Source organism: Paenibacillus sp. 01T443, assembly GCF_056398325.1.
Genome location: NZ_JBFTPE010000014.1, coordinates 129,222 through 146,201, shown reverse-complemented (window position 1 = coordinate 146,201; position 16,980 = coordinate 129,222). Strand labels below are relative to the sequence as shown.

At 48.9% G+C, this 16,980-nt stretch carries 17 protein-coding genes; 4 read left to right on the top strand and 13 right to left on the bottom strand.

The window, feature by feature from the left end:
• Positions 1-1,338: response regulator (locus AC1DLI_RS24465; RefSeq protein WP_477607085.1), on the bottom strand; the 1,338-nt coding region annotated here is incomplete at its 3' end.
• On the bottom strand, positions 1,331-3,127 hold the full coding sequence (locus tag AC1DLI_RS24460; protein ID WP_477607084.1) for a sensor histidine kinase: 1,797 nt from the start codon (positions 3,125-3,127) through the stop codon (positions 1,331-1,333). The genes AC1DLI_RS24460 and AC1DLI_RS24465, both read right to left, overlap by 8 nt.
• 200 nt (positions 3,128-3,327) lie before the next feature.
• On the opposite strand from AC1DLI_RS24460, the gene AC1DLI_RS24455 reads away from it, so the two are divergent.
• A complete protein-coding gene (locus tag AC1DLI_RS24455) occupies positions 3,328-4,218 on the top strand; it encodes a carbohydrate ABC transporter permease (RefSeq protein ID WP_308999289.1) in 891 nt (296 codons plus the stop codon).
• Complete coding sequence (locus tag AC1DLI_RS24450; protein WP_477607083.1) at positions 4,218-5,057, top strand: carbohydrate ABC transporter permease; 840 nt, start codon at positions 4,218-4,220, stop codon at positions 5,055-5,057. Before AC1DLI_RS24455 ends, AC1DLI_RS24450 begins: the two co-directional genes overlap by 1 nt.
• A 501-nt stretch (positions 5,058-5,558) precedes the next feature.
• On the opposite strand, the gene AC1DLI_RS24445 is transcribed toward AC1DLI_RS24450, so the two are convergent.
• The 6 genes from AC1DLI_RS24445 to AC1DLI_RS24420 form a co-directional block, all read right to left on the bottom strand.
• The gene (locus AC1DLI_RS24445) at positions 5,559-5,924 is read right to left on the bottom strand and encodes a DUF1304 domain-containing protein (protein ID WP_477607082.1); all 366 of its coding nucleotides are present in this window, start codon (positions 5,922-5,924) and stop codon (positions 5,559-5,561) included.
• A gap of 18 nt (positions 5,925-5,942) precedes the next feature.
• Complete coding sequence (locus tag AC1DLI_RS24440) at positions 5,943-6,557, bottom strand: flavin reductase family protein (protein ID WP_477607081.1); 615 nt, start codon at positions 6,555-6,557, stop codon at positions 5,943-5,945.
• Positions 6,558-6,594: 37 nt separating this feature from the next.
• Positions 6,595-7,206 (bottom strand): alpha/beta hydrolase, encoded by a 612-nt coding sequence (locus AC1DLI_RS24435; protein WP_477607089.1) that lies wholly within the window; start codon positions 7,204-7,206, stop codon positions 6,595-6,597.
• On the bottom strand, positions 7,206-8,153 hold the full coding sequence (locus AC1DLI_RS24430) for a ring-cleaving dioxygenase (protein ID WP_477607080.1): 948 nt from the start codon (positions 8,151-8,153) through the stop codon (positions 7,206-7,208). The genes AC1DLI_RS24435 and AC1DLI_RS24430 overlap by 1 nt, the downstream gene beginning before the upstream one ends.
• Before the next feature lie 61 nt (positions 8,154-8,214).
• Positions 8,215-8,616 (bottom strand): DoxX family protein, encoded by a 402-nt coding sequence (locus tag AC1DLI_RS24425; RefSeq protein ID WP_477607079.1) that lies wholly within the window; start codon positions 8,614-8,616, stop codon positions 8,215-8,217.
• Between the two features lie 281 nt (positions 8,617-8,897).
• Entirely contained in the window at positions 8,898-9,350 is a 453-nt protein-coding gene (locus tag AC1DLI_RS24420; RefSeq protein WP_477607078.1) for a MarR family winged helix-turn-helix transcriptional regulator, read from the bottom strand.
• 281 nt (positions 9,351-9,631) lie between these two features.
• Between AC1DLI_RS24420 and AC1DLI_RS24415 the strand changes: the two genes are divergently transcribed.
• Positions 9,632-10,627, top strand: a complete 996-nt coding sequence (locus AC1DLI_RS24415) for a DUF1835 domain-containing protein (RefSeq protein WP_477607077.1) — start codon at positions 9,632-9,634, stop codon at positions 10,625-10,627.
• A gap of 41 nt (positions 10,628-10,668) precedes the next feature.
• Here the strand turns inward: AC1DLI_RS24415 and AC1DLI_RS24410 are convergent, their stop codons facing one another.
• From AC1DLI_RS24410 to AC1DLI_RS24390, 5 genes are all read right to left on the bottom strand, one after another.
• The gene (locus tag AC1DLI_RS24410; protein WP_477607076.1) at positions 10,669-11,766 is read right to left on the bottom strand and encodes an MBL fold metallo-hydrolase; all 1,098 of its coding nucleotides are present in this window, start codon (positions 11,764-11,766) and stop codon (positions 10,669-10,671) included.
• 107 nt (positions 11,767-11,873) lie between these two features.
• Entirely contained in the window at positions 11,874-12,125 is a 252-nt protein-coding gene (locus tag AC1DLI_RS24405; RefSeq protein ID WP_308999281.1) for a GlsB/YeaQ/YmgE family stress response membrane protein, read from the bottom strand.
• A 150-nt stretch (positions 12,126-12,275) separates the two neighbouring features.
• Entirely contained in the window at positions 12,276-13,337 is a 1,062-nt protein-coding gene (locus AC1DLI_RS24400) for a HAMP domain-containing sensor histidine kinase (protein ID WP_477607075.1), read from the bottom strand.
• On the bottom strand, positions 13,334-14,008 hold the full coding sequence (locus tag AC1DLI_RS24395; RefSeq protein WP_477607074.1) for a response regulator transcription factor: 675 nt from the start codon (positions 14,006-14,008) through the stop codon (positions 13,334-13,336). Before AC1DLI_RS24395 ends, AC1DLI_RS24400 begins: the two co-directional genes overlap by 4 nt.
• A 21-nt stretch (positions 14,009-14,029) precedes the next feature.
• A complete protein-coding gene (locus tag AC1DLI_RS24390; RefSeq protein WP_477607073.1) occupies positions 14,030-15,775 on the bottom strand; it encodes an ABC transporter ATP-binding protein in 1,746 nt (581 codons plus the stop codon).
• Positions 15,776-15,970: 195 nt separating this feature from the next.
• On the opposite strand from AC1DLI_RS24390, the gene AC1DLI_RS24385 reads away from it, so the two are divergent.
• Entirely contained in the window at positions 15,971-16,936 is a 966-nt protein-coding gene (locus AC1DLI_RS24385) for an N-acetylglucosamine kinase (RefSeq protein ID WP_477607072.1), read from the top strand.
• Positions 16,937-16,980: the final 44 nt, after the last annotated feature.

The following is a 16,980-nucleotide window of genomic DNA, read 5'->3' as shown; positions in this document are numbered from 1 at the left end:
AATATCCCCTACTTCAAAGGGCTGATTCGTCATCTGGGATTTCCTAATTTCACCGCTGAAATAATCCAAAATTCCACTTAAAAGCTGCTCGAATTGCTCAATATTTGCAAAATCGGTAGAAATGCCGATATCCCGCAGTGCATGATCGCCTCTCAGCGGCAGTTCCTCCTGGTTAACACCCAGCTCAATCGCCATATCGTTTAGCAAAATGACGAATTCATGCAGTGCGCGGTCCGCTTCGCCGATATTAAACCGATCCGAGGAGCGCCATTTTTTCACGTAATCGCTCAAAATCGTTTTGGCATTATGTACATTGCCGCTTTCCAGCGCGCTGCGGATGACGAGAATCCGACTGGTTAAGGACTGACTGTCCTTAGGGAGCGCTGCTTTATCGGAAGCACTCGCAACAATTGCACCCTTCAGCTTAAGCAGATCAATTCCGCTAATGGCTGCTTTAGCCGCTTCATAAGAGGAAGCGAGCTCCAGCGCTTCTGTCGTAGAATGTCCGATACCGACAGCTACGATCACGCCAAACAGCTCCTTTAAGGTGGAAACTACTTTATTTAACTGATGAATGGAGCGATAAGCGATATCCTCAAGGTACCCGCCCTTCATCGTTAGAATCGCAATCAGCTCGCGCTCCTGCTTCGGGCTGGCGAAGCTGAATGCCCCGAAATGATCACCCGCAATTTCATTCATCACATTGGCCACCGCAAAATGCAGCAAGTCCGTGTCCTCATGGAATCGGCTCTTTCTAATCTGCTCCAAGTTGAGCACCCGCAGCACGACGGCCGTAAAACGATTGCTTGGGTCGTCCGCGCCGATCAACGGCAGAAAAGCTTCATTCGACTGGCTCTTGAAGCTCCGCTCAATAATGGATTGATACACCCTCTCCTTCAAGCGCGGCAGCGACATATTTAGCGTGATGTTGCGATTAATAAACTCGCTCTCTTTCTTTCGCTTCGCATCCAGCACATCGATCGCCTTGCGCAGCGATTGATTCAAATCCTGACGATTTACAGGCTTTAGCAAATAATCGACAACCTTGGAGCGAATCGCCTGACGTGTATACTCAAAGTCGTTGTAGCCGCTTATGACAATCGTCAGCAAATCGGGATAATCGCGCTCAATGATTTGCAGCAGCTCCATTCCGTTCAGCTCCGGCATCTTCATATCCACCATGGCCAGATCGATTTTATGCTCAGCCAGCATCGCAAGACCGACCTTCCCGTCCGTCGCCTCAAGCACCTCTGAAACCCCTAAACCCTTCCAATCACCTAAAATACGAATCGCCTCGCGAAGCGGCTCTTCATCATCAATTATGAGTACCCTATACATGGCTCACGCCCCCCAGCGGTAATAACATTTCCATCTCCGTGCCTGTCTTATCCGTATGGATAACCAGCTCCGCTTCATCCCCGTAAAGAAGCTTCAGCCGCGTATTCAAGTTAACGAGACCGATGCTCTCGTTCTCATCCTCACGGTCCTTCCAGTCATTTAAAAAGGATTTCCGCACCTGCTCCAGCCGCTCGGGCGTGAAGCCCGGCCCATTATCCCTTACCGAAATAACAGCATGTGAATCGGTTATCACGGCACGAATATCAATCGTAATGGTGCTCGATACCTTTTCCAGCGCATGCTTGATCGAATTTTCTACAAGCGTCTGAATAGACAGCTTCGGAATTTCCAAATCCAGCATCGAATCCTGCCAATCATAGGTCACCTGCAAACGACTGCCGAAGCGCGCCTTCTGGAGAGACAGGTAGTTCTCAATATGCTTCAGTTCCTCTCTTGCCCGCACGATATCCTTCCCGCTAATGCAGTAACGCAGCGTAAGCGCCAAAGCATCGATCATATCGGCAATGTCATAACGTTCGTTTTTCAAGGCTTTTGTCGAGATGGCTTGCAGCGCATTATATAAGAAATGGGGATTAATTTCGGCCTCCAGCGCTTTTAATATCGCGTTTTTCTCGACCAGCTTCATTTTGTAGCGTTCATTAATCAAATCATTCGTACGTCTCACCATTAGATTGAAATGACGTGATAAATAAGCAATTTCGTCTCTGCCCTTCACCTCGGCTTCTGCATCAAAGTCACCTGTACTAAAACGGTTCATGTGATAGGACAGCTTCTGCAGCGGCTTCGTAATAGCATTGGAGAAATAAGTCACGACGATCGTGGACAGCAGCAGGAATAAAAAACCGATAATAAAGCTTAGATTCCGTGTCGTCCTTGCCGCCTCATAAATTTGCGAGTATGGAATCGGCTTAACAAGCTTCCAGCCCTCCTGTTCTCCGATGTCGTAGACGACAAGATACTTCTGACCCGCCTCCGACCACGTTAACTGGCCGTTTGGCTTATCCGTCAGCTTATCCGCTAAACCCGTCGATTCCGCCCTTTTATAAAAGCTTTTGTCATCCGTATAAAACGGTTCGTTGTCCGGGCTTAAAAACAATAAATGCTGGCCCTCGTCAAAAGGAATATCCTTTAGGATCTCATCGCTTACCGAGGAATCGAAATAAAAAGACAGGACCGCTTGCGGCTGCCTGGATACGATGGAGCGCAGTACCCTGTGATAAGCCATAAAGGTGTCTTCTGTCTGAATGGGATAACCTACCTCGGATTCAGGCTCTACGAAGGACTGATAGGAGCGGTTGAAGGGGCTTTCCATTGCCTTCGAATACCATGACAATTCAGAAATCCCCGGCTCCGTGCCCGTTCGCACCGAGATATTATAGTTTTCCTGGGAAATAGAATAATATTTTTTCTCCTTCACGACGTAAAGATAAATCGCTTGAAGGTCATTTCGTGAATAATAAAGCTGGCGCAAATAATTTTCTAAATACATCTTAGAGGCATAGTCCTCCGATTCGTGCATGATAGCATACGTAATCTCATCGAACCGGATTTGCGGGAGCGAGAGCTGCTCCATACCCTTCAAATAATCCTCCATATTCTGATTGACGAGCAGCAGGTTATTGGATGTGCTGGCGATGCTGTTCGTCACGGACTCCTTCTGAAACATTTGATATGAAATAAAAGTCAACGACGCGACAACGAGTATAATAATGGTCGTGAAAAGCAAAATAAGCTTGTTCACCAGTCGTCTATTTACGCGCTCGACCATTGCCAATGCTGCTTTAAACGTTTTAGTTATAATGGTCTTCTCATCCTTTCATCGCATCATTCCGTTCACCTTTTTACCCCTAACTGATTTCTTAAATCCATTTTTGCCGGGCGGATGGCTGTTTTATAATACACAATATAGCTAATCCCGCTTTTTTGAAATATAAATTTAGATGAACTCCGTAGAAAAGAGGTGCGACGATGTTTAAAGCATTAGGTAGAAAATGGAGCGAAAAGCTTGAATTCGGCATCTTCACCTTGCCTGTATTAATTTGTATCGCCGTCGCGTTTTACATTCCATTCGCGATGACCATTCGATATTCCATGACCAAATGGAACGGGATTTCCAAGCATCCGAAGTTTGTTGGCCTTGATAACTTCAAGCAAATTTTCATGGGCGACACGAACTTTGCGAACTCCGCATGGTTTACGATCAAATATGCGGTCCTTTATATCGTCATTGTCAATGTTCTTGCCATATTGCTTGCTGTCGTACTCGACATGAAGCTGAAAAGCTCCTCTTGGCTGCGTGCAGCATTCTTTATTCCGTATATTCTCAGCTTGGTTATTGTCGGCTTTATCTGGAAATTCATTTTCATGCAAGGCTTTGAATCCCTTGCGCAGAGCACAGGCTGGGGCATATTCGATCTTAGCTGGCTCGGCGAACCGGGGCTCGCCTTCGTCTCGATCTTGCTCGTATCCATCTGGCAATCGATCGGCTTTTATTTAGTAATTTACATTGCCGGCTTACAGTCCGTGCCTGACGATTTGAAGGAAGCCGCGACGGTAGACGGAGCAGGCCCGGTAAGACGCTTCTTCAGCATCACGCTGCCGCTGCTTGCGCCATCGATTACGATTTCGGTATTTATGGCTTTAACAAACTCAATCAAAGTATTCGATGTCATTCTGTCGCTGACTGGCGGCGGACCTGGCGGTACGACATACAGCATCGCGTATGACATTTATAGAGATACGTTCCAAAACAATCTTTACGGCTACGGAACGGCAAAAGCGCTTATTTTGTTCGTTGCTGTATTGTTCGTAACAATCATTCAATTGACGCTCTTCAAACGCAGGGAGGTTGAAGCCTGATGAAAACGCAAAGCAAAGCAAGAGCAGGTCGCATTGTACTGGAAATCGTCATGGTGCTCCTCTCGCTCGTGTTTCTATACCCGTTGTTCTTGGCCATCAACAACTCGTTCAAGAGCTTTGGCGAGGTCATGACCGACGTCGTTGCCCTGCCGAAGCAGCTCGTATTCGAAAACTATACCTATGTATGGTCGTTCATCAACTATCCAAAGCTGTTTCTTAACAACTTCATTATTACAACCGTAGGGCTTGCGGGGATTATTCTCGTCTCCTCGATTGCCGCATACAAGCTGGCTAGAACGAAAACGCGCTGGAGCGCACTGCTTTATCTCGTGTGCATCATGCCGATGCTCATCCCGTTTCAATCCATCATGCTTACGGTTTTGCAGTTAGCTAAGGACTTAAACCTATCAGAGAGCACTTGGGGACTCGGCATTCTTTACTGGGGCTTTGGCGCACCGCTCGCCGTCTTCATCTACCACGGCTTTGTGAAGGGGATCCCGAAGGAAATTGACGAGAGCGCGACAATTGACGGCGCATCCGGCTTCAAACTGTTCTTTCTCGTGATCTTCCCGCTGCTGAAGTCGGTTACAACGACAATCATCATTATCGATGTCATGTGGATTTGGAATGACTTCTTGCTTCCGCTTCTTATGGTTAACGGCTCGCCTGATACCAAAACATTGACGCTCGCAGCTTATACCTTCGTCGGTCAATACACTTCCGACTGGCAGTATGCAATGACTGCTATGGTTATGGCCGTGCTGCCATCCATCATCGTTTTCATCTTCTTGCAGAAATACATCGTTAAAGGCGTTGTCGCCGGAGCGGTGAAAGGTTAATAACTTAAATGACAAGAGGCAGCACCAAAGTCCATGACTTTGGTGCTGCTTTTTTTGCTAGCTGCAAGATTCGACTCAAATTAATTCCGGATATGTGCGACCAAGTGTTTGATTTATTTAGCCATTTCCAGCATGTTTTGAAAAACGAATTCTTTAATATGCTTCGGATACTTCCTCCCTGTTCGGATTGCAACACTAAGTGATACTCAGTATTACAAATTCGGAATTCTATCTAAATACCTTGACGATATTGGGCTTTCAGGACGCCGACTCATTCGTTTCGACAGTAACGATTCCGGCAGAAAGCCAAGGAAAGCTGGATTCTGCGACAGCCTTATCGAGCAGTTCTCGCCGCAATGAAACGCATGATTTCCAAGCGCAGCCGCATCAAGCCCGAATAACTTATAAATGCTTTTATTACAAAAAGCCCCTACCGGCGAATGATCGCCAAGTACGGGCTTTTTTGATTAGGCGCAACGAACAGTTTCGTATGCGGGGAGATTATAACACTAGCAGCAGTAATAGCAGCGCAAGCAGTGCGGGCAGGCCTTGTACGACGAGAATCGACTTCTTCGCTGTTAATCCGCCGTAAACAGCGGCGACAAGAACACAGATTAAGAAAAAAAGCTGGATTTGATGGCCGAAGCCGGCATTCGGATGGAAAAGCCCCCATATTAGACCCGCCGCCAAAAAACCGTTATACAACCCTTGGTTAGCAGCCAGCGATTTCGTACTAGCCGCAAAGTCCTTGGTCGTCCCGAATGCTTTGCGTGCCCGCGGTGTATTCCATAAAAACATCTCTAGCACAAGGATATAAATATGCTCTATTGCTACAAGCGCTACAAATATGAAGCTTAGTATAACCATCCCTCACCCACACCTTCCTTAAATCGGCCTTTCGATTGAGAACTGCTCGCCAAGCTTCGCATAATCGCTTCCCGCCAAGCGGCTGACAGGCTTCAAAGCCTTGGCATCGATGCGTCCGTTCTCATACAAGGCTTCATCAATATGAAAACGAACGACTCGGCCAATTAGAAGGTCGCATCCCGGCGATTCTGCACTGCCGCCAAGCGGGAGCGCTTGCTCCAGCACACATTCCATGCGGATTCTCGCCTCGGCCACACCAGGCACGCTTATCACTTGGCTTGCCACGGGCGTTAATCCCGCGAGCGCAACCTCACTCTCCTCCGCCGGCAAATTCGCCGCCGTTACATTGATCGCTTCGACGTAGCTCTCATCCGATATATGGACAACGAACTCCCCTGCGCTGACGGCATTTCGGGCGGTGTCCTTTTGGACACCGCCCGGTTTGCGCTGTACGGATACAGCCACCATCGGCGGATTTGCCGTCACGATATTGAAGAAGCTGAAAGGTGCTGCATTCAGCACCCCTTCACTAGATCGTGTCGTAACAAAGGCGATAGGTCTTGGCACAATGCTGCCGATGAGCAGTTTATAATTGTCCTTCACGCTCTGGCTCGCTGGATCAATGGATTTCACGAACAGCCCCCCTTTTACGGCAATAAGTTACAATTAATTAGTTCTTGAAAGCTTCTTTATACCAAGCAGCTGCGGCAGCTACTTCGGAGCTCGTCAGCTGATGACCGAACTGCTCCCAGTGGAGATTGACGGCTGCGCCCGCTCCTTGCAGCAAACGGTTAAGCTCTTCGGTTTCCTGCGGCGTGCACAGCGGATCATTTGACCCTGCGCCGATAAAGCAAGGAACGCCAGTCAGATCAGGCAGCTCTAAGCCGCGGATCGGTACCATGGGATGATGCAATATTGCCCCGCTCAGCGTGCCTTTATAGTGGAACATGAGACTTGCCGCGATATTCGCGCCGTTGGAATAACCAACCGCTACAAGATTGCTCCGATCAAAGCCATACTCTACAGCGGCGCTATCCAGAAAGTCATTCAGCTCCTTCGTGCGGAAACGCAGATCCTCTAAATCGAATACGCCTTCAGCAAGCCTGCGGAAATAACGAGGCATCCCATTCTCGAGTACGTTGCCCCGTACACTGAGTACAGACGACGCAGGCGATATCCGTTCGGCGAGCGGGAGTAAATCCCGCTCGGTGCCTCCCGTGCCATGCAAGAGCAGCAGTACTGGCGCAGTTTGATCCGATCCTTGTTTAAAAATATGTTTCATCATTTGTCCCCCTCCAGTACCCTTACTTCAAATGGCGATAATAATTGCTCGATTTGTGTACGATGCCCTTCAAACCATTCAGGAAGCATGAGTTTCTCGCCCAAGTGCGCCGTCTCTTCATCACGGGAGAAGCCCGGAGGATCCGTTGCGATCTCGAATAAAATGCCGCCCGTTTCCCGGAAATAGATGGCGTTAAAATATTGACGGTCTACAATTGGCGTAGGCTGGAAGCCATTGCTTTCCACGTGGCTTCTCCACAGCGCATGCTCTGCGTCATCTTTTGCCCGCCAAGCGATGTGATGGACCGTACCTGCGCCGCCGTGGCCAGGCTCCATGCTATCGATATTGACATCGATAAGGTTACCTAGATCCCCTGTCGATTGAAAACGGGCGTAGCCGCCTTCTTCGCCTACTTTCTCCAGCCCCATCACTTTGACGAGCAGCTCTGCGGTTTGGGCAGGAGCCGTGCTGTACAGTATAGCTCCGCCGAAGCCTTTAATCGCTTTATCCGCCGAGACGCCGCCAAATGCCCATTTGCTGTTTGCCCCTTGTTCACGGGCTACAATCTCAAGTTTCAATCCGTCCGGATCTTCGAATTGCAAGTAATTTTCGCCGAATCTGGTTGTTTGCGTATATTCAACATGCAGTTTAGCCAACCGCTCTTTCCAAAAATCAAAGGCGTCTGCCGGCACTACATAAGTTGTGTAACCGACTTGGCCGCCGCCAATTTTGCCTTTGCGTGAGTTTTCCCAAGGGAAAAATGTAATGATGGTACCTGGGCTGCCGATTTCATCGCCAAAGTACAGATGATATACTTCAGGGGCATCAAAGTTGATCGTTTTTTTAATTAACCGAAGTCCAAGCACTCCTGCGTAAAAATCTGCAGTAACCTGTGCGTTTCTTACAAAAGCAGTAATATGGTGGATACCAGTTGTTTGGGTTGTCATATCAAATTCACTCCTTATTTTATATGAATATCGAAAGTATTGTAACTAACGATATTACCGATTAACGAATGATTGCGTCAAGTGAATACTCGCCCGCTCCCGTTAATGCAATACCTATAGCAATGGCTAAGAGCACGAGATTATATTCATATCCATTTGCAGCAGCCCAAATCCCGTTCTGTCCATGCACCTTTACGATAGCGACCAACATGGTGAGCACGATCAGCGCTGCGGCAAGCGGAGTGAGTAAACCTGCTGCAAATAAGATCCCGCCGACCAGCTCCATCAAACCGGCAACAACGGCCATTGCCACGCCTGGCTTAACGCCAATGGACTCTAACCAACCGCCCGTTCCTTTTGGACCATAACCTCCGAACCAACCAAACAGCTTCTGCGCGCCATGCCCTACGAACAACAATCCGACAACCAGACGAACGATCAACAATCCCAATGCAATACTCATTTTAAATTCCTCCATTTTTGTTTTATTATTTTTTGTTACTAATTAAAGAATCTCTAATTTAAGATATTTGACAAGCGTTACCGGCTGCCAGCTTCCTTAGACTGCTGGATACCATTTACTTGATGTAAATAAGGGGCTGTTTTCTTATCGTTACTTTCTTGTATCTTACAAGCGTAAACGGCTGTCGCCGTCCTCAGTGGCAAAAGCTATCGTTTCGCGGAGATATATAAGCACATTTATAAGTGAAAACTTATAAATTCTTATATATAAATAAAGCCCCGCTACTTGTAATGCTCCTGTGCAAATCTCCCCAGCTTCTTGAGCAGCTTGCTCGCGAGCTGTTTCTCTTCCGGTGATAGTCCGCCTACCGCATGCTCGATCGTTTCTTGATGTGCTGGAAACACATCCTCCACGAATTGCTTACCTTGATCAGTCAACTCCGCATAAATGAGTCGTCTGTCTTCCGTTGATGCTCTGCGGCGTACCGCCTGTTTCTTCTCCAGCTTATCCACTACATACGTAATGTTGCCGCTGCTCATCAGTACCTTCTCGCCGATTTGCTGCAAGGGCTGCGGTCCTTTGTGATATAAAAGCTCCAGCACGCCGAACTCCGTGCGGTTCAAGCCGTTCTTTCGAATATCGCGATCCGCATGTGCGTTTACCCACTGGGTCGCTCTAGACAGCGCGATGAAAAGATCTAATGAATCATTTGGTTTTTGATTTTCTTTTGCCATGATTATCACTCCCTTCTGCGCTGCATTTATCTTTAATTTAATTATCTTGAATTAAAGATAATATATTTTGAACCAACTGTCAACACCTTTTCTAAAAATGATTGTATTCATTTGATTCCGTGCCGCAGTCACAGCCTTACACACAACAACAGGTATTATATTATATCACTATAATGCAATCTCCATCCGACGACCATCAGGTTCATCAGCCATCCACCGCATAACTGGTTGCAAATGCGTTTCCTTTCATCCAATATCAACTTATAAGGGAGGCAAAATCGATGCTGCATATTGTAAATGGGGATTCTGTCGGAAATAAGCTGAAGGAGGCCGGCGCTCAAGGCGATGTACTCGTATGGAGGGAAATGTATACGGAGGGTCCCGTATTTCTCCAGCCGGAGCTGCCTGCGAATAGAATAGCTCGAGGCGAATACATGGAGCAAGCAATCGGCATACCTTTGGAAGAATGGCAGAAATCCGCGGAAGCGCAGGAAAAACAGCTCGCGGGCTATCATCTTTATGAGGATATCGTTCTTTGGTTCGAGCATGACCTCTTTGACCAAACCATGCTGAGCTATTTGCTGCATTGGTTTTCGCAGCGAAGCTTAGGCAAAACGAGACTTCATTTGTTAAGCATCAATCAGTTCCCCGGCATTCCGTTATTTCATGGCTTAGGGCAGCTCTCCGCTGCCGAGCTGTCCAGCCTCATGAATACCTGGGAAGAAATTAGCGGCGAGCAGCTAACGTTAGGCAAAAAAGCATGGGAGGCTTACACGGCAAAGACACCAGAGGCGATCTCCACGCTGCTTCGCGAGGATACCTCTGCCCTTCCTTTCCTGGAGGATGCGTTCAAGCTGCATCTATCCCGTTACCCTTCTGTGCAAAACGGCCTTGGCGTTATCGAACAAACGACGCTCGAGCTGCTTGCGACAGGAACCGATACGCCTATGCGGCTCTTTCAACAAACAGGCGACAAGCATCACGTGCTTGGCATGGGCGATATCCAATATTGGTTTTGTCTGCGGCAGCTTTCTCAAGGAGCTCATCCGCTCATTGCCCTCGAAAGCAACGTCAGCATCCCAGGCTTGTACGATTCGTCCCAAAGCTTCCTGCATTCAAAAGTAAGCTTAACTAAGCTGGGTGCCGAGATTGTTAGCAACGGCAAGGATTGGGCGAGCATACACGGTATCCATAAATGGCTCGGCGGCGTCTTGCTTTACGGTCTTAATCCTCCATGGCGATGGGAAAACAAGCATTCCGCAATCGTTCACTCCTAACTCAAACAGCCTGCCGAGGAACCCCGGCAGGCTGTTGCTGTTTACCTCCACCAAACAGAAGAAGGATAGGACGCCGCTTGGATCAGCACGGTCTCGCCAATTTTGGGTGTCGAAATTCTCGCGTTACGTTCCTTGGCAGCCTTCACGGCACGTTCCACTGGATCTGTCCAGCTATGCAGCGCCAGCGTGAAAGCTCCCCAGTGTATCGGAATCATTACTGCCCCACGCACGTCCAAATGAGCCTGTACGGTTTCTTCGGGCATCATATGAATGGCAGCCCAGCGCTCGTCATACTGTCCGCATTCCATTAAAGTAAGGTCAAACGGCCCGTATTTATCGCCAATTTCTTTGAAATGGGGGCCGTAACCGCTGTCCCCGCTAAAAAAGACCTTTGCCTCACGTCCATGTATGACCCAGGAACACCACAGCGTAGCGTCACGATCCGTCAGGCTCCTGCCGGAAAAATGCCGTGCCGGCGTACAAGCTAGCCTGAGTCCTTCATAATCAAACTCATCCCACCAGTCATGCTCCTCTATGTTAGCCGGATTGACTCCCCACATTACCAAATGAGGCGCCACCCCAAGCGGAACGATAAACCGCTTTACCTTATCTTTCAGCTTAACTATCGAACCATAATCCAAATGGTCATAATGATCATGAGAAATCAGTACCGCATCGATCACCGGCAGTTTCTCGATTTCAAACGGCAGCTTGCTGTTGAATCTTTTTCCGCCAATGAACGGAAACGGGGACGGCGCATTGCCGAACATCGGATCAAGCAGCAGGTTTTTTCCGTCCAACTGCAGCATTGCTGCGGAATGGCCGAACCAGGTAAGCTTAGGCTGCCGGCCGCCCCGCTTTGAATAGGCATCGCTCATACTCTCGATGACAATCGGCTTACCCGGCTTTGCATGGGGATTGCCTCTAATGAACGCGATAAGCAGCTTAAGCTTCTCGCTTGTCGTGGTGTCCATCACGGTAGGAATTGCATTTCTGAACTTCTTTCTTGCGTACTGCTTCGAACCGCTCAGCTGCTGCCGCCTTTCCTTAGATGGTCTGGCCCCGAACGCAGGGTAATATTGCAGCAGCAAATAGACAGCGAGTACACAAACAGCAAGAATACCAATCGTTATGAACATTTTATCTAACCTCTTCCGTCTTCGCTTTATAATCACAGAAAAAACCGCTATTGAAGTATACGTTACTACTTCAACAACGGTTTTATCAAGTTTACGTTAAAGTCAGCCTAGGCTCTTCTTGTTCCTCGCAAAATGGCGCTTAAGATCAGTACGACCACAATGGCCCCGATAATGGCTGGGATGAGAGCGAACCCGCCAACCGATGGACCCCATGCACCAAGAAGAAGCGTACCTAACCAAGCCCCGATAAAGCCGGCTATGATGTTACCGATAATTCCTCCCGGAACGTCACGCCCTACCAATAAGCCGCCTAACCAACCGATGACCCCACCAACGATTATCGTCCATAAAAGACCCATATTCATCTTCCCCTCTCTGTCTTGCGATATATCTAAGAGTAACCTCAACAGCACCCTTTGAAACAAAACAAAGAGGTATAAAATATTCGAAGCTGTGTAAAGGGGGAGGGGCAATTTCGTCCCAATCATCGCGAGAACACAAAGGGTCGTCTAATCCGCCGGGAGCGATACCTCAAACAAAGAGCCTTCATGCAGCCGGCTTGCTACCGTGACACCGCCGCTGTGCAGCTCAACGATTTTTTTCACGATCGACAAACCGAGCCCGCTCCCGTCGGCTGTCCTCGTACGCTGTTTATCACCTTTATAGAAGCGTTCGAAAATACGCAGCTGATCTTCCTTAGATATCCCGATACCGCTATCGGAAATACTCACTTTGATTTCATTGGCTATCCGATGCAGAACGATTTTTATGCTCCCTTGCGCGGGGGTGAACTTGATTGCGTTGTGGATGAGGTTCACCCACACCTGGCTGAGCATCTCTTCATTGGCCACAATGTCGGTTTCCTCCAGCTCGAGTTCGAGCTCCAGCTCCTTCTCCAGCCACTGCGGCTCGCATGCCAGCACAATGTTCTCAAGCTGCGTATCGAGGCGGTAGCGCTTCGTATCAAGCTGCTGCTGCTCGGCTTCAAGCGTGGTCAGCTTGAGCAGATTATCGCTGATTTTGGACAGACGCGTCGTTTCCATTTCAATGATGGATAAATAATGCCGCTGTTCCTCCGGGCTAAGGTCCTCGCGCTGCAGCGTGCTCGCAAACCCTCGAATGGAGGTTAGAGGAGATTGAATTTCATGCGAGACATTCGAGATGAACTCCTGGCGCAGCAGCTCAACCTGCTTGAGCTCATGAGCCATATCATTAATGGACTCGATGAAAGCGCCAATTTGACCGTGATATTTCTTGTCTCGGTCGAGCATGACATTGAAATCACCCTTAGCCATCCGCTTTAACGCATCCATCATTTCGACCCAAACGAGCCTTTGCTTCGAATGGGTAAACAAGTTGATGATCACGACCAGCAAAATTAAGATGAGTACGCCCAGTCCCCAATTTACGAGCTGTAAAACATATTCAGGCAAATCCACCACATGGCTGGAATAGAACCAATCCGTTAGCCAATAAGCAAGCGAGAAAGCGGCGCCGCTGAATAGGAATACCATGGCCGTGGAACCTGCGACGCGCAGCGCAATCTGGATTTTGGATAATCGACGCTTCATTTTAATGCCTCCAGCCGATAGCCTAAGCCGCGAATCGTACTGATTTTGATCGAAACATCCCATACAACAAACCGCTCGCGCAGCCGGTTAATATGAACGTCGAGCGTTCGTTCGTTGCCGTCAAAATCATAACCCCAGATGGCTTCGATGAGCTGGTTCCGTGTCAATGTACGTCCAAGGCGGCTAATTAGCATGAACAGCAGCTCAAACTCCTTCGGGGGAAGGGTCATATATTCGGCATTCACTCTCACCTCATACGTCTGGCGATCCAGCGTCAGCTCTGCAACGGACACCTGCTGCGATACCGCAATCCGGTAGCGCTTGAGCAGCGCCTTAACCCGGACGGTCAGCTCTGCAGGGTCAAACGGCTTCACTAAATAATCGTCCGTGCCCAGATTGAAGCCCTTTAGCTTATCCCCCATTTCGCCTTTGGCTGTCAGCATCAGCAGAGGGATATCGTATTGCTTGCGCAGCTCCTTGCACAACTCCCAGCCGTCCATGTTCGGCATCATGATATCCAAAATAACCATATCAGCAGGCAAATTCTCCATCTGGGAAAGCGCTGCTTGCCCGTCTGGCGCTTCTTGTACGAGCAGGCCCTCCTTCTGCAAAATAACGCGGACAAGCTCCCGTATATGCGGATCGTCGTCTACAACGAGCAAGTAGCCCATCTCATCACCCCCATCTCTCGCTTATGATGCTGTTTTGTTCATGCGAAGCTGTCCATTGGCAAACTCGCGATACATCGTATGGCTCGCATACAGCTGATCATGCGTTCCGACGCCTGTAATGACTCCCTTTTCTAAAAATACGATCGAATCCGCATCCACAACCGTCGACAACCGATGGGCAATGACAACCGTTGTCCGCCCGATCATCAGATTTTTGAGCGCGTCCTGCACAACCTCTTCCGATTTGCTGTCTAAATTCGACGTCGCTTCATCGAGCATCAGAATATGCGGGTCCCGCAGCAGCGCTCTGGCAATCGCAATCCGCTGCCTTTGTCCGCCGGAGAGCTTGATACCGCGCTCCCCAACCTCCGTTGCATAGCCACTTGGCAATGCTTCGATAAATCCATCCGCATACGCCATTCGAGCAGCCTGCTCAATCTCCTCTTGGGTCACGTCGCGGGTCAAGCCGTAACATAAATTATCTCTTATCGTTCCCGCAATAATTGGACTTTCCTGCGAAACATAGCCGATCTGGCTTCGCCACGAGCGCAGCGATGCATCCCGGATGTCCGTACCGCCAAGGCGGATAGCGCCCGAGCTTGGATCGTAGAAACGCTCCAGCAGGGAGAACAGCGTCGTCTTGCCGCTGCCGCTTGGCCCGACAAGTGCCGTCACCTTGCCCGCTTCAATCGTTAAGCTTACATCCCGAAGGATCGGCTCCTCCGGCTTATACGCAAAGGAAACATTCTCTACCTGTAGCGTTTGGTTCATTTCCGTAACGGCCTTGCCGCTGTCCTGATCTTCCTCTTCCGATTCTATAATGCCAATAATGCTCTCCGTCGCACCCATCGCCTTCTGAAATTGCGTAAAGAACTGCGAAATTTGCGTAATCGGCAGCACAATTTGGAACAGATACATGATGAACGCGACTAATTCGCCCGCAGTCATAGCGCCGGATGAAACCTGTACTCCGCCAAACCCGATCAGGCAAACGAGCAGCAATAATATAATAAACGAGACGATCGGCGAAATAAGCGCCTGCATGCGGGCTTCTTTCAAGCCGAAGCCGAATAAATTTTGAATGCCGATGCGACCTTGCTCGTATTCGGCGGGCTCGGAGCCAGATGCCTTCACCAAACGAATTTCCGAGACGACCCGGTTCACGACCGAGGTAAACCTGGCGTTTTCTGCTTGCGTCGACTTGGATATACTGTACATTTTGCGGCCGATTGGCACCATAATTAAAGCAGCTACAGGAAAAACGGTAAGCATAATCAGCGTCATTTGCCAGTTCATATAGAACAGGATCGACAACGCGCCGATAATGGACAAAATACCGGTGAAAAAGCCGGTAACATGCTCCGTAATAAGGCCCTTCAGCAGCGCCGTATCGTTCGTTAAACGGCTAATCGTATCGCCGGAAGATTTATTATCATAGTACGGAACCGGCAAGCGCAGAAGCTTGCTCCATAGGCGCTCGCGAATCGAAGAAACGATTTTGTTGCCGCTGTAATGCAGCAAATAAACCGAAACGCCGCCAGACACGACCTGTGCGATAAAAGCGGCAGCCATGCCGACGATTTGCATCGTGCTCAATGAGCCAAGCGAGAAGCCGTTGACCATGTTTTTCGTAAATAAGGGAATCGTCAAACTTACAAGCGTCGTAATTACGCTAAGTATAACCGCCACGGACAGCATTAATTTTGGAGGGTTCGTCTCCATAATGAGTCCTATGAATCGCTTAACATTGCTTTTTTTATCGTTCATCGGTATCACTCCTGTTTCTCTATTCTCTCCACCACGATTCTTAGTTTACCTTTCTTATTTAAACGCAATTTAAACGACGGCTTTACATTTATCAGCATCCATACCCTACTTCACGGACGGCTTCTTTATATGGTAAATTGAGGTAATGTATAAATCAATAAATATCCGTTTACATGCCATTTTAGGGGGCTTCTTATGAACGAAGAGCAGGTTGTTATAGGAATCGACGGGGGCGGGACGGTTACCCGTGTCATGGTTTGTAATCTTAGGGGCCATGTGCTCTCTTATATAGAGCGAGGCTCCGCTTCCTTCTACAAGGATGAGAACGCTGTTCAAAATGTACAAGGAGCCATATCAGAGGCGCTGCGCCAAGCGAATCGAACCAATGATCAGGTGCAAGCGCTAGTCGCTGGCATAGCCGGTTTTGATGCGCCGAATGATCTGGAATGGATTACGCCTTTAACGGACTTGCCCGGATTGACCTGCCCGAAATGGCATGTCAACGATGCGGTGTCCGCCCATTCCGGCGCCCTGATGGGCGAGCCTGGCATTGTTGTTATCGCTGGCACAGGTTCCATTATTGTAGGGATAACGGAGGACGGCCAATTCATACGCAATTATGATTTTCACCATTATGCCGCAAGCGCTGCCCGGTTTATCGCCTATGATGCCGTTTATGAAATATTAGCCGGCAATACGGATGATGCCGATCAGGAGCTTGTGCACGCGATGCTCGCGCATTGGAAAGTTTCATCGATTGACGAACTGGCTGCCGCAGCCAAAAAAGGGTTTGCCGAGGATCGCCGTGAGCGCGATAAACAGTTCGGTGAATTTGCCCCGGCCATCACCGCAGCCGCAGAGCAGGGAAGCACCGTTGCCATCCGAGTATGCAATCGCGCCATTGACCAAATGAAGGTCGGCATCGAGCTGATTGCCGCATCCTTCGCAAGCAGCGAGGTACGTGTCACTTTCATTGGCAGCGTGGCGAACAGCCCTTATTTCTTAGAGAAGCTGGACCAGCAGCTTTCACGCGGAAACCGCAAGCAATTCAGCGTGATGAAGCCACAGCTCTCGCCCGTGATCGGCTCTGTCTTATTAGCCTTGAAAAACTTGAATATTCCTATTGATTCCAATGTCATCGGAAATCTGCACATCGAATGAACCAATAGTATGGCTCATTATGCTCCAGCTATTGACTTTAACGT

Excerpts from the sequence above, each read along its gene's own strand:
- AC1DLI_RS24445 (WP_477607082.1), bottom strand. The coding sequence starts at position 5,924 with ATGGTTATACTAAGCTTCATATTTGTAGCGCTTGTAGCAATAGAGCAT.
- AC1DLI_RS24415 (WP_477607077.1), top strand. The coding sequence starts at position 9,632 with ATGCTGCATATTGTAAATGGGGATTCTGTCGGAAATAAGCTGAAGGAG.
- AC1DLI_RS24395 (WP_477607074.1), bottom strand. The coding sequence starts at position 14,008 with ATGGGCTACTTGCTCGTTGTAGACGACGATCCGCATATACGGGAGCTT.
- AC1DLI_RS24390 (WP_477607073.1), bottom strand. The coding sequence starts at position 15,775 with ATGAACGATAAAAAAAGCAATGTTAAGCGATTCATAGGACTCATTATG.
- AC1DLI_RS24450 (WP_477607083.1), top strand. The coding sequence starts at position 4,218 with ATGAAAACGCAAAGCAAAGCAAGAGCAGGTCGCATTGTACTGGAAATC.
- AC1DLI_RS24410 (WP_477607076.1), bottom strand. The coding sequence starts at position 11,766 with ATGTTCATAACGATTGGTATTCTTGCTGTTTGTGTACTCGCTGTCTAT.
- AC1DLI_RS24425 (WP_477607079.1), bottom strand. The coding sequence starts at position 8,616 with ATGAGTATTGCATTGGGATTGTTGATCGTTCGTCTGGTTGTCGGATTG.
- AC1DLI_RS24430 (WP_477607080.1), bottom strand. The coding sequence starts at position 8,153 with ATGACAACCCAAACAACTGGTATCCACCATATTACTGCTTTTGTAAGA.
- AC1DLI_RS24405 (WP_308999281.1), bottom strand. The coding sequence starts at position 12,125 with ATGGGTCTTTTATGGACGATAATCGTTGGTGGGGTCATCGGTTGGTTA.
- AC1DLI_RS24455 (WP_308999289.1), top strand. The coding sequence starts at position 3,328 with ATGTTTAAAGCATTAGGTAGAAAATGGAGCGAAAAGCTTGAATTCGGC.
- AC1DLI_RS24400 (WP_477607075.1), bottom strand. The coding sequence starts at position 13,337 with ATGAAGCGTCGATTATCCAAAATCCAGATTGCGCTGCGCGTCGCAGGT.
- AC1DLI_RS24420 (WP_477607078.1), bottom strand. The coding sequence starts at position 9,350 with ATGGCAAAAGAAAATCAAAAACCAAATGATTCATTAGATCTTTTCATC.
- AC1DLI_RS24435 (WP_477607089.1), bottom strand. The coding sequence starts at position 7,206 with ATGAAACATATTTTTAAACAAGGATCGGATCAAACTGCGCCAGTACTG.
- AC1DLI_RS24460 (WP_477607084.1), bottom strand. The coding sequence starts at position 3,127 with ATGGTCGAGCGCGTAAATAGACGACTGGTGAACAAGCTTATTTTGCTT.
- AC1DLI_RS24385 (WP_477607072.1), top strand. The coding sequence starts at position 15,971 with ATGAACGAAGAGCAGGTTGTTATAGGAATCGACGGGGGCGGGACGGTT.